A 12293-nucleotide genomic window follows, 5' to 3' on the forward strand; every position below is an offset into this window, starting at 1 on the left:
AAGAGACAGAATTTTAAATTCTGTCTCTTTGTTGTTCTGATGATTTTTTATTCTGTGTGGCTGTTCCGGTTTGTTTTTTGTTTATAGCATAAAAGATTTTAAAACAGATTGTTAATGGTATATTTTTAAATAGTCTATTCTATGAAAAGTCCATTTGTTTTTAATATACTTCTTTGAATGGCATCTTTGGAATTTTTCCAGGGCTCATTTTCATTTTTATAGTCAAATTTATCGATAAACCATTCGAGCTCATCTGTCACACGCTTAAAATTATTTATGTATATATCATTTAAGTCTGATATAAAATTATTTAAAGCTGAAGAGTTTAATGTTTTTTCGGCATATTCATATAGCATACCATAATGTTTTGTGCAAAAGCCTTTAGATTCATTAAATTTCTTTTTGAAATCATCATCATGTGTGTAGCAGTGTATGACTGTCTTTATATATCTGTCAAATACATTTTCTATACGGTTACATATATAGCATGAATTTTCAATTTCTTTAATATAATCAATAAGCGGTGATTTTTCTTTTTTGCCAAACAGACTTTTTTTGGAAGAATTGCATGATTTTGCCATTTTCTCAATATGTTCACCGGTATGTTTCATATGTGTATGCAGCATAAGAGCGATACCAAGACGGTTTTGTCTGTCGTAGAGTTGTTTTATGTGTTTTGTGCAAAATCCGGTTTTGTTTGTCTCCATTCGTATGTCGTCTTCCATATAGCTTGGCCCTAACATAAAATCAATTGATTCCTGTTCGAGATTGTCATATATTTTGCAGAGAGGACATTCACATGGTTCGTTAAATGCATCATTGACCGGTATAGTATAAAGCTGTTCTTTCATTGTGACCTCCATAGGTGCCTGATTTAATTGTGTTTCTTAAAAAATTATATTATATATAGGTTCGGCTGTCAAAAAACATTATTGTACCGATTATTTTCTTTATGACTGTTTTGACGCAGATATAGGTAAATTTTAAATGTGGAAAGTTAAAAAATTTGAAAATAAATATAAAAAATTTAAAAGTGAGTAAAAAAGAGAAAAAAAGAGAAAATATGAGAATTATGGGAAAATAGGCTGTTTTTTCATAATGAATAATATTGCAGAATATCATTAAATGAAATATATTAAAGCTATGGTTAGCACTCAGAGTAAGTGAGTGCTAGTAAACTAAGAAGCGTAAGGAGGATATAGACATGAAATTATCACCATTAGGAGACAAAGTTGTATTAAAACAGTTAGAAGCAGAAGAGACAACAGCATCAGGTATCGTATTACCGGGAAATGCCCAGGAAAAGCCACAGCAGGCAGAAGTAATTGCCGTTGGTCCGGGAGGAGTTGTTGACGGTAAAGAAGTTAAGATGCAGGTTAGTGTAGGAGATAAGGTTATCTATTCTAAATATGCAGGTACAGAAGTTAAACTCGGAGATGAGGAGTTTATCGTAGTTCGTCAGAATGACATTGTAGCAATCGTAGAGGATTAAGGTTAATATATTTTATTTAAAAATATCAGTTACAAGATATAATCTTATTTCAAATAAAAAGATGTAAAACAATAGAATTTGACACAATAAAATTAAAGTGATTTATAGAAATCAAATAAAGCAGATTAGGAGGCTTTTAATAATGGCAAAGGAAATTAAATTCGGTGCAGACGCAAGAGCAGCTCTTGAGAGTGGTGTAAATAAACTTGCAGATACAGTAAAGGTTACACTTGGACCTAAAGGAAGAAATGTAGTATTGGATAAATCATTTGGTGCTCCGCTTATCACAAATGATGGTGTTACTATCGCAAAAGATATTGAACTTGAAGATGGATTTGAGAACATGGGTGCTCAGCTTGTAAAAGAAGTTGCAACAAAGACAAATGATGTTGCAGGTGATGGTACAACAACAGCTACAGTTCTCGCTCAGGCAATGGTAAATGAGGGAATGAAAAACCTTGCAGCAGGTGCAAATCCTATCATTTTAAGAAAAGGAATGAAGCAGGCTTGTGACTGTGCAGTTGATGCTATTGCAAGCATGAGCTCAAAAGTAACAGGAAAAGACCAGATTGCAAAAGTAGCAGCAATCTCAGCAGGTGATGAAGCAGTCGGAGAAATGGTTGCAGATGCAATGGAAAAAGTTTCAAATGACGGTGTTATCACTATCGAAGAGTCAAAGACTATGAAAACAGAACTTGACCTCGTTGAAGGTATGCAGTTTGACAGAGGTTATGTTTCAGCATATATGGCAACAGATATGGATAAGATGGAAGCAAACCTTGACAATCCATACATCCTTATTACAGACAAGAAGATTTCTAACATTCAGGAAATTCTCCCATTACTTGAGCAGATTGTACAGAGCGGTGCTAAATTACTTATCATCGCTGAGGATGTTGAGGGTGAAGCTCTTACAACACTCGTTATCAACAAACTTAGAGGTACATTCAATGTCGTAGCCGTAAAAGCTCCGGGATATGGTGACAGAAGAAAGGCTATGCTTGAGGATATTGCAATCCTTACAGGCGGTACTGTTATCTCTGAGGAAGTCGGACTTGAGCTTAAAGATACAACTATCGAGCAGCTTGGTCGTGCTAAATCTGTTAAGGTTCAGAAAGAGAACACTGTTATCGTTGACGGTGCAGGTGACAAGGATGCTATCGCAGGAAGAATTGCCCAGATAAGAGCACAGATGGAAGAGACAACATCTGATTTCGATAAGGAAAAACTTCAGGAAAGACTTGCAAAACTTGCAGGAGGAGTTGCAGTTGTACGTGTCGGAGCTGCTACAGAGACAGAAATGCAGGAAGCAAAACTTCGTATGGAAGATGCTCTTGCAGCAACAAAGGCAGCAGTAGAAGAGGGAATCATCTCAGGTGGTGGTTCAGCTTATATTCATGCTTCAAAAGAAGTTGCAAAACTCGCAGCTACACTTGAGGGTGATGAAAAGACAGGTGCAAATATTATCCTTAAAGCACTCGAAGCACCTTTATCAACTATCGCACATAATGCAGGTCTTGAAGGTGCAGTTATCATCAACAAGGTTCGTGAGTCTGAGGTAGGAACAGGATTTAACATCCTTAAAGAAGAATATACAGATATGGTGGCAGCAGGAATCGTTGATCCTGCAAAGGTTACAAGAAGTGCACTTCAGAATGCTACAAGCGTTGCATCAACACTTCTTACAACAGAGTCAGTAGTATCTACCATCAAGGAAGATGCACCAGCAGCTATGCCGGCAGGTGGGGCACCAATGGGAATGATGTAATAAATAATACAGACCATATTATTAAATTTAAGACAGAGGGTTTCAGATATGAAGCCCTCTGTTGATTTTTAACAAGATGAAATCCTGGAAATTTAGGTTACTTTTATGCTGTGATAGTTGGTTTTAATTGTGTATGTGGACGATGAAAACGAAAACTCTGTCTTGAAAATAAAAAGTGTATGCATTATAATAAACTTTGCACAAATAAATATATGTTTTAGGATGGATTTTGACAATGAAAGAAAGAATTGGTTATGTTGATGCGGCTAAAGGGTTGGGAATGTTGCTGATAATGTTAGGACACATCACTAAGTATGATAATCCTGTTGATTTATGGATGTCATCATTTAAGGTAGTTATTTTTTATATTATGTCCGGCTTTCTGATGAGTTACACGGGATCTGTCAAAAAGAGAAGTTTTGGTGTGTTCATGAAAAAAACACTCACAAGTCTTGCCATACCTTATGTAACCTTTAGTATTCTTGGTATTATGTTCAAGGTTGGTTGTATTTATGTGAAAGAAAAGCCAATAAAAAAGATTACGAAAGTATTTTGGGAATATCTTTGGGACAGTGTGTTTTTAGCAGGTATAAATTCAATGTGGTTTTTGCCGACTATTTTTTTCGGAGAGATTATATTTTTCTTTTTAATAAGAAGCCACATTGCAATAAAGCTTTTGTATTCAGTTGCAGGTCTGTATGCGATAACAGCAACAAACAATATTATTGACAGTTTTGTGCTTCGTGCAGACGGAAAGCTTACACAGACAAGCATAGACAATATGTCGGCTCTGCTTAGTGCCATCGGAAAGGGATTTATGGCGGCATGGTTTATCGGGGTAGGATATGTTATATATAAATACTATCGCAAGATAAAAAGTGACGGCTTAAAATTGGTGGCTGGTATTACATTTTCTGTTGTAAATATAATATTGTCACAGATGAATTCACATATAGATATCCATATGCTTGAGGAGGGAGACAAACCTGCATTGTTTTATATCTGTGGCATTGTTGGGTCTCTTGGTGTCATAATGATACTTGATTTCCTGTCAAAAAGAATCAGTTTGTCAGGTCTTGATTTCTGGGGAAAAAATTCGCTTGCCGTCATGTGTACGCATACTGTTTTCGGACTGCGTTCGGTAGCGTATTTTGGATGGGAAAAGGTTACTTTTCTTCCTGATGTAGGAAATCACAAATATGTCGGTCAATGTATTATCATACTGGCTATTCTTATGATGATAGAGTATAGTCTGATATTGATAATAAATTCAAAATTCTGGTTCTTACTTGGAAAGAAGAAGAGTCAGATAGTTTCATGATAAAGAGAGGAAATATAAAATATGGAAGAATTATATTCAGAAACTTATTTAAAAGCTAAGCCGTCACCGAAAAGAACGGCATTAAGGTTTGGGCTGATTTTCTTATGTCTTTTTTTGGTAGTGTTTGATCTTATGGTTTTAAAAAGCTTATATCTTCTGATATTTGTTTTTATTGTTGATGCCATGATAATTTATTTTCTGCCAAAGAAAAATGTTGCATATGAATATGTTTTTGTCGATGGTCAGATAGACTTTGATTTTATAATCAACGGTGAGAGAAGAAAACATAAAAAGAGAATTGATATGGAGAAAATAGAACTTATTGCACCGGAAGATGCACCGGTTTTATACAATTCAAGAAATCTTCCGATGGAGGATTATTCTTCAAGAATGTCCGGTGACAAGCATTATATCGCAGTTGTACTTGGGGACAAAGGAAAAGAGAGGATAAGATTTACTCCTGATGAAAAAATGCTTGAGCTTATGAAACTTAAGGGAAGAAGTAAGGTACAGGAGGCATAGGTAAAATCAGTGTTGACAAGCTTAAAAACATTGTTATATACTAATACAATACACTATTTACGAATTTAATAAGGAGGATATTAAGATGGGTAAGATTATTGGTGAAGGCATTACATTTGATGATGTTTTATTGGTACCACATTATTCAGAGGTAATTCCAAATCAGGTTTCTTTAGCAACCAATCTGACTAAATCAATTAAGCTCAACATACCTATGATGAGCGCAGGAATGGATACTGTTACAGAGTATCGTATGGCAATTGCAATGGCAAGACAGGGTGGTATAGGAATCATCCACAAAAATATGTCAATTGAGGCACAGGCTGATGAGGTAGACAAGGTTAAGCGTTCAGAGAACGGTGTTATCACAGACCCATTTTATTTATCACCGGAGCATACTTTAGAAGATGCAAACAATCTTATGGCTAAGTTTCATATTTCTGGTGTGCCTATTACAGAGGGTAAAAAACTTGTCGGTATAATCACAAACAGAGATTTGAAATTTGAGACTGATTTTTCTAAGAAGATTAAGGAGTCTATGACTTCAGAAGGACTTATTACTGCACAGGTTGGAATTACTCTTGAGGAAGCAAAGAAGATTCTTGCAAAATCAAGAAAAGAAAAACTTCCTATAGTAGATAAGGATGGAAATCTTGCAGGTCTTATCACAATAAAAGATATTGAGAAACAGATACAGTATCCTTTAGCAGCAAAAGATTCACAGGGCAGACTTTTATGTGGTGCGGCAGTCGGAGTTACTGCAAATATTCTTGACAGAGTTGCAGCACTTGTTGAAAAACATGTTGACTGTATCGTTATTGATACTGCACATGGTCACAGTGCAAATGTATTAAAGGTTATAAAGATGGTTCGTGATGCATATCCTGACCTTCAGATAATCGCAGGCAATGTAGCAACAGGAGCAGCTACAGAGGCTCTTATAAAAGCTGGTGTAGATTGTGTCAAGATTGGTATCGGACCTGGTTCTATCTGTACAACACGTGTTGTTGCAGGTATCGGTGTGCCACAGATAACAGCTATCATGGATGCATATGAAGTTGCTAAAAAATATGATATTCCTATTATCGCTGACGGTGGTATCAAATATTCGGGAGATATGACAAAGGCTATCGCAGCAGGTGCAAGTGTCTGCATGATGGGCAGCATCTTTGCAGGTTGTGATGAAAGTCCGGGAACATTTGAACTTTATCAGGGACGTAAATACAAAGTATATCGTGGTATGGGTTCTATCGCAGCTATGGAAAATGGAAGTAAAGACCGTTATTTCCAGACAGGTGCAAAGAAGCTTGTTCCTGAAGGTGTAGAGGGACGAGTTGCATATAAAGGAACGGTAGAAGATACTGTATTCCAGCTTATGGGAGGACTTCGCTCAGGTATGGGATATTGTGGAGCACCTGATATCAAGACATTACAGGAGACAGGAGAGTTTGTAAAGATTAGTTCAGCATCCCTTAAAGAGAGTCATCCACATGACATACATATTACAAAGGAAGCTCCAAACTACAGCGTAGGAGATAACTAGGAAATATGAAAAGACTTTCAAAAGCGAAGCGGCGTCGTAGAATGAAAGTATTGTGTGTTTCGGTTTTGGCAACGGTTATATCTGTTTTAGTTGTGGGTGGCATATTGGCTGTCAAATCAGAGTTTTTAAAAGTGAGAAACTCTGATGTATCAAAAATCAACTTGAGTAGTATAAAAGTACCAAGACCAAAGATAAATGTGAGATTACTTACGGAAAATATAAATTCAAGACCCGGAATTGCTTTAAGAAGAGTGAGAGGTATTGTTATTCACTATACAGCAAATCCGGGAACTGATGCGATGGCAAACAGAAATTATTTTGAGAGCAGGAAAAATGAGGAAGACAGCAGCAAAAACAAAGTGAGCAGTCATTTTATTATCGGTCTTCATGGACAGATTATACAATGTATTCCTTTAAATGAAATTTCTTATGCTTCAAATAATAGAAACTCTGATACTATATCGATTGAGTGCTGCCATCCGGACAAAACCGGTAAGTTCTCCGAGGAAACTTATAAGTCATTGATAAAACTTACAGGATGGCTTTGTACGCGGTACGATGTCAGTAAAAGTGATGTGATAAGACATTATGATGTGACTGGTAAGCTTTGCCCACTCTATTATGTCAAGCATAAGACTAAATGGAGAGATTTAAAAAATGATATTTGGTCTTACATAATGAGATACAAAGGAAAGCCTCGGTAAGAAAGTATAGATAAAAACAAATATAAATATAAGGGAAATACCGTTTATGAGGTATTTCCCTTTTTAGGTTTAAAGCTGTAATTCTATATTTCGGTTTATTGGTTTATATGGGGTAAATTTTACTCCTGCTGAGTTCATCATCCTTTTTGCTGCGATAACGGAAGGAGTATCAGAATATTTGTCTGACATATATATAACTTCCTTTATACCTGACTGAATGAGAGCTTTCGTACATTCATTACACGGAAAGAGTGTAGTGTAAATCGTGGCATTTTTTAAGTTTGTACCGGTATAGTTTAATAATGCATTAAGCTCGGCATGGCAGACATAAAGATATTTGGCATCAAGTTCATTGTCAGAAGTGCGTTCCCACGGATATTCATCGTCAGAACAGCCCATAGGCATCCCGTTATAGCCGACGGATAAGATTTTATTATCTTCACTGACAATACAGGCACCCACGCTTGTATGTGGATCCTTACTCCTTTCAGCAGAGAGGAGAGCAATGCCCATAAAATATTCATCCCATTTTAAATAATTTTCTTTTTTCATCGTTTGTCTCCTGTATTTTATATTATAAAAAGGTCAAAACCAGCGTTTTGCAACCAAGAATTGCTTTACAATTCTCGTTGGCTTCACGCTGCATTAAGAGTATTTTCCTATATATCAAAAAAGAGTTGCCCACACCATTGGCAACTCTTTAAATTTTAAATAGATTACGCGATTTTATTTACAGCAACTGTAATACGAGAAATCTTTCTTGAAGCTGTTTTCTTGTGGAAAACACCTTTGCTTGCAGCTCTATTGATTTCAGAGATTGCTGTTGTTAAAGCCTTAGAAGCAGCGTCCTTGTCTCCTGCTGCGATAGCAGCATCAACACTTTTGATAGCTGTCTTAACTTTAGACTTGATTGCTTTATTTCTCTCTGCATTTCTGCGATCAACTAAAATTCTTTTCTTTGCTGATTTAATGTTAGCCATTCCTTACACCTCCCAATTGTGAAATCTTTTGTTTCATCAAACCGGACACGGTCGCTTTGAAGTAAACATACTCATTTATCATAGTGATTTTTAAGGTGTTTGTCAAGTGGTTTTTGAGAGTTTTTTATAATTTTTTTGGCGAACGGACGCCGAAGCAAAGGATTATCATGCTACGCTCAGGGACGCTTTCACTCGGAGAAGCGTGTAGCAGTACATAGGCAGATAAAATACATCTGCCAAGTACCGACACGGTTCCAACGCCCTTCGGTCAGTATGATAATCTTTTGCTTCGGCTGTGAGTTTGGTGTGGTGGAAAATTTGTTTGTACTTGTAATTGTATATTTATATTTTTTTTGGAGAAGTTAAAAGGTGTGGTTATTTTAGATATATTAATGGAAAAATTTATTTTTATGAGTAATCGTGTGATTGAAAAACATCGTTATCTTCGCAATTAACACAGCTTATATTTGGGAGGAAATTATGCTTAGCAGAGTGACAGATTTGGCTCTTGAAGTCAGGGAGAGTTTTCCAGATGATAATGTAGAGATTTCAGGAGTTAAGATAATAAAGAGAGATACCGGCGTTTCAGGAATTTCTATGACGGAGGTTGAAATTATGGATGAACATGGCATGAAAGCGATGGGAAAGCCGGTAGGAAAATATATTACTCTTGAATTTTCAGATAGGGAGTGGGAAAAAAGTGACGAGACAGGACTTGAAAAAGTTTTGGCAGGGATTGTGGAAAGCATTATTGTTGAAAAAGTAAGTAAGAACAGAGAAGTGGCAGGGAGTGTATTGGGTGAAGGTGATGAGAATATAAATATAAAGAAGAATAAAAAAAACGAAGATTGGGATAATCAGAAGAAAAATAAAGAAGATGAAGATAATGATAGGATAAAGAAAGGTAAAACAGGAGAAAATGAAGAGTGTGATAAATCAAATAAAAAAAGAATATATGGAGAGAATAGTGAAATAAAAATAGATAATATAACAGTAAGCAGAGATAAAGCAGATAAAAGAATAATGATAGCGGGGCTTGGCAACAGATATGCGACGCCTGATATGCTCGGTAATAAAGTTGTGGAGTATATAGATATAGTCCCTGAAAAAATATGTGCCATAGCACCGGGAGTGTTGTCGCAGACAGGAATGGAGACTTGCGACATAATAAGAAATATTGTGTGCAAAGGGGATTTTGACTGCATTATAGTGATAGATTCACTCTGCTCAACACATACTGAAAGGCTGTGTCATACAATTCAGGTGACGGATACGGGAATATCACCAGGTGCGGGGGTTGGAAATAGGCGAAAAGAGATAAATGGGGATGTCATGGGAATTCCGGTGATTGCGATAGGTGTGCCGACAGTTGTATCAATGGCTACGGTTGCATATGACTGTATAGAGGAGACGCTTCTTAAGCAGGGATTTTCTCAGCAGGAAACTGACATATTTTTAAATGGAATGTCAAATGACAAATACAGCGGTCTGTTTGTGACACCTAAAGATATTGACGAGCAGATATTTTTTATCGGAAAAGCAATAGCCGGCGGATTAAATATGGCTTTGCAGAAATAAAATCATATAAATAAAATCTTCTGCATATTTTGTTCTTAGAAGATATATAGTTACTTTTACATCGTAACTGTGAGTAGTAATATTTAAAATATGTAATAACGGCAATAGCTGTTGTGTAAAGGCATAATGTGCTCTCGAAATTCTTCATTCAGAAGATTTCGGGGTACATTATATAAAAATGGATGCTGTGACACATCGGCAGTGGGGATTTGCTGTTGGAAAGAGTAGGACATGGTATATGAAAAATACAAGGAAATTTGTTGCTGTTGCTGTTGTTATCATATGGCTGTCAAGTTTTTTTATAGTCAGGCTGGAGAAATTAAATATTGCGGATAAATTAAAAAAAATGACTGCAAATATACTCGTGGATTTTGGATATTCAAATTCCACGGCAATAAGTATGGCAAAAAACGGAAGTGAGGTTCCACTTTGGCTTAAGTTTATAACAGGAACAAGTTCGGGAGTTACATATATAGTTGAAAATGGAAACAGATTTCAGAGTGTTAGTGAGAAAAATGCTGAAAAAACGGCAATGACATGGGCGGGAAAAAACAGTCGTAAAAATACATGGAGCGGAATGTCAGGAGAATTATACAGACAGGCTTGTCAGGAAGAAAATGAAGATTTAGAGCTTGCAAAAAAAGAAAATGAAGCGGCAAAAAAAGAAGAAAAACTAAAAGGTGACAGTGAAAAGATAAAACAGAAGGATATAGTGATAAGTCATAACAGCAGGGCTGCATTAAAGGCAAACATAAGTAAAATAAATACGCTGAAAAAAGGACTTAACAGGAATTACCTTTTAAAAAATTTTTATATAACAGATTCGACAACTTCCATTGATAATAAGATTTTTAATGTAAAAAAACTCTTGTCGGCAGACCTTAGAATAAAAAAGAACAGAAGAAAGCCGCAGATACTTATATTTCATACTCATGGAGGTTCAGAAGCATTTCGTGACAGCAAGAGCGGAGTCGTCAGCCAGTCGATTGTCGGAGTCGGTACAACACTTACATATTATCTGAAAAAACAAGGTTACAATGTGATACATGATACAACCAGATATGACATAATAAATGGCAGGATAGACAGAAACAGGGCTTATAATAATGCGGCTAATCAGGTAAAGAGGACATTGCAAAAATATCCGTCAGTACAAGTGGTGATAGATCTGCACAGGGACGGAGTAGGAAACAAGGTGCACAGAACAACCGTGATAAACGGTAAGAGGACAGCACAGATTATGCTTTTTAACGGATTATCAAGAAACCGCCGTGGAAATATAGGGTATCTTTATAATCCAAATCTTCAATACAATCTTGCATTTAGTTTACAGTTAAAATTAAAGTGCATGGAAAATTATAATGATTTTGCAAAGCCGGTCTATCTTAAAGGCTATCGCTATAACCTGCATCTTAGAAAAAGGTCGCTCCTTATAGAACTTGGAAATGAAAACAATACATTACAGGAGGCAAAAAATGCCATGCCGCACCTTGCAGGAGTGATAGGTCAGGTGCTTGGCGGCAGATAAGGTGATGCAGGGGTATTAGCTTTACATTACCATGCTTCAATGTTAAAATGTAGCTACTAAATAAGGGACTGGATAAGTGAAAAATAAACAGGAGGGGTGCATATGGCAAAGGTTATAAGTATAGGAAATCAAAGTTTTGAGTCAATACGGGAAAAAGATAACTTTTATGTAGATAAGACAAATTTTATAAAAGAGTGGTGGGACAATGACGATATAGTTACACTTATAACACGCCCACGCCGATTCGGAAAAACATTAAACATGAGTATGCTTGAATGCTTTTTCTCAAATAAATATAAGGATAGAGGAAATTTGTTTGAGGGTCTTGAAATATGGAACGATGAAAAGTATCGCAAATTGCAGGGGACATATCCGGTGATATTTTTAAGCTTTGCTTCAATTAAGGGAAATACATTTGAACTTGCAAAAAATCAGATATATGAAAAAATTGCAGAATTATATGAGAATAACCGCTTTTTACTTGAGTCGGCTTGTATGAGTGACACAGAAAAAGCAAAATACAGGTCATTTTTGGAAAATCCTATAGACAAGGATGTTTCGTTTGCATTAAATAATCTTTCAAAGTATCTGAGTATTTATTTTGGAACAAATGTAATTATTCTCCTTGACGAATACGACACACCTATGCAGGAGGCTTATGTAAACGGGTACTGGGAAGAACTTGTAGCATTTACAAGAAGTCTTTTTAATGCAGCTTTTAAGACAAATCCATATCTCGAAAGAGCGATGATGACTGGAATTACGAGAGTGTCAAAAGAGAGTATTTTCTCAGATTTGAATAATCTTGTAGTAGTTACTACCACATCAAACCAATATGAGACAGCATTTGGTTTTAC

12 protein-coding genes are annotated in these 12293 nt (G+C 36.1%); 9 read left to right on the forward strand and 3 right to left on the reverse strand.

Annotated features, from left to right (window positions below):
• Positions 1-134: 134 nt before the first annotated feature.
• Complete coding sequence (locus tag DW721_RS10575) at positions 135-851, reverse strand: DUF6062 family protein (RefSeq protein WP_022014315.1); 717 nt, start codon at positions 849-851, stop codon at positions 135-137.
• 353 nt (positions 852-1204) lie between these two features.
• Here DW721_RS10575 and DW721_RS10580 point away from each other — a divergent pair, with 353 nt between their 5' ends.
• From DW721_RS10580 to DW721_RS10605, 6 genes are all read left to right on the forward strand, one after another.
• The gene (locus DW721_RS10580; RefSeq protein WP_055942497.1) at positions 1205-1492 is read left to right on the forward strand and encodes a co-chaperone GroES; all 288 of its coding nucleotides are present in this window, start codon (positions 1205-1207) and stop codon (positions 1490-1492) included.
• A 142-nt stretch (positions 1493-1634) separates the two neighbouring features.
• Positions 1635-3260 carry a chaperonin GroEL gene (gene groL / locus DW721_RS10585; RefSeq protein ID WP_055942493.1) on the forward strand — a complete coding sequence of 542 codons (1626 nt, stop codon included), beginning with the start codon at positions 1635-1637 and terminating at the stop codon, positions 3258-3260.
• A gap of 235 nt (positions 3261-3495) precedes the next feature.
• Positions 3496-4581 carry an acyltransferase family protein gene (locus DW721_RS10590; protein ID WP_118745724.1) on the forward strand — a complete coding sequence of 362 codons (1086 nt, stop codon included), beginning with the start codon at positions 3496-3498 and terminating at the stop codon, positions 4579-4581.
• Between the two features lie 21 nt (positions 4582-4602).
• On the forward strand, positions 4603-5103 hold the full coding sequence (locus DW721_RS10595; RefSeq protein ID WP_055942485.1) for a hypothetical protein: 501 nt from the start codon (positions 4603-4605) through the stop codon (positions 5101-5103).
• Positions 5104-5188: 85 nt separating this feature from the next.
• On the forward strand, positions 5189-6646 hold the full coding sequence (gene guaB, locus DW721_RS10600; protein ID WP_055942482.1) for an IMP dehydrogenase: 1458 nt from the start codon (positions 5189-5191) through the stop codon (positions 6644-6646).
• A gap of 5 nt (positions 6647-6651) precedes the next feature.
• A complete protein-coding gene (locus DW721_RS10605; RefSeq protein WP_055942479.1) occupies positions 6652-7350 on the forward strand; it encodes a peptidoglycan recognition family protein in 699 nt (232 codons plus the stop codon).
• Between the two features lie 69 nt (positions 7351-7419).
• Here the strand turns inward: DW721_RS10605 and DW721_RS10610 are convergent, their stop codons facing one another.
• Both DW721_RS10610 and rpsT read right to left on the reverse strand, forming a co-directional pair.
• A complete protein-coding gene (locus DW721_RS10610) occupies positions 7420-7902 on the reverse strand; it encodes a dCMP deaminase family protein (RefSeq protein ID WP_055942476.1) in 483 nt (160 codons plus the stop codon).
• Positions 7903-8066: 164 nt separating this feature from the next.
• Positions 8067-8330 carry a 30S ribosomal protein S20 gene (gene rpsT, locus DW721_RS10615; protein WP_118498593.1) on the reverse strand — a complete coding sequence of 88 codons (264 nt, stop codon included), beginning with the start codon at positions 8328-8330 and terminating at the stop codon, positions 8067-8069.
• A gap of 480 nt (positions 8331-8810) precedes the next feature.
• Here rpsT and gpr point away from each other — a divergent pair, with 480 nt between their 5' ends.
• From gpr to DW721_RS10630, 3 genes are all read left to right on the forward strand, one after another.
• A complete protein-coding gene (gene gpr / locus DW721_RS10620; protein WP_118745725.1) occupies positions 8811-9908 on the forward strand; it encodes a GPR endopeptidase in 1098 nt (365 codons plus the stop codon).
• A gap of 238 nt (positions 9909-10146) precedes the next feature.
• On the forward strand, positions 10147-11436 hold the full coding sequence (locus tag DW721_RS10625) for a stage II sporulation protein P (RefSeq protein ID WP_182436297.1): 1290 nt from the start codon (positions 10147-10149) through the stop codon (positions 11434-11436).
• A gap of 102 nt (positions 11437-11538) precedes the next feature.
• On the forward strand, positions 11539-12293 hold a 755-nt coding region (locus DW721_RS10630; RefSeq protein ID WP_147559452.1), incomplete at its 3' end, for an AAA family ATPase.

Source organism: Clostridium sp. AM27-31LB (assembly GCF_003480745.1).
In the GTDB taxonomy this organism is placed as follows: Bacteria; Bacillota; Clostridia; order Lachnospirales; family Lachnospiraceae; genus Butyribacter; species Butyribacter intestini.

Coding starts and splice junctions, on each gene's coding strand:
- DW721_RS10590 (WP_118745724.1), top strand. CDS start 3,496: ATGAAAGAAAGAATTGGTTATGTTGATGCGGCTAAAGGGTTGGGAATG.
- gpr (WP_118745725.1), top strand. CDS start 8,811: ATGCTTAGCAGAGTGACAGATTTGGCTCTTGAAGTCAGGGAGAGTTTT.
- DW721_RS10610 (WP_055942476.1), bottom strand. CDS start 7,902: ATGAAAAAAGAAAATTATTTAAAATGGGATGAATATTTTATGGGCATT.
- guaB (WP_055942482.1), top strand. CDS start 5,189: ATGGGTAAGATTATTGGTGAAGGCATTACATTTGATGATGTTTTATTG.
- DW721_RS10575 (WP_022014315.1), bottom strand. CDS start 851: ATGAAAGAACAGCTTTATACTATACCGGTCAATGATGCATTTAACGAA.
- DW721_RS10580 (WP_055942497.1), top strand. CDS start 1,205: ATGAAATTATCACCATTAGGAGACAAAGTTGTATTAAAACAGTTAGAA.
- DW721_RS10625 (WP_182436297.1), top strand. CDS start 10,147: ATGAAAAATACAAGGAAATTTGTTGCTGTTGCTGTTGTTATCATATGG.
- DW721_RS10605 (WP_055942479.1), top strand. CDS start 6,652: ATGAAAAGACTTTCAAAAGCGAAGCGGCGTCGTAGAATGAAAGTATTG.
- groL (WP_055942493.1), top strand. CDS start 1,635: ATGGCAAAGGAAATTAAATTCGGTGCAGACGCAAGAGCAGCTCTTGAG.
- DW721_RS10595 (WP_055942485.1), top strand. CDS start 4,603: ATGGAAGAATTATATTCAGAAACTTATTTAAAAGCTAAGCCGTCACCG.
- rpsT (WP_118498593.1), bottom strand. CDS start 8,330: ATGGCTAACATTAAATCAGCAAAGAAAAGAATTTTAGTTGATCGCAGA.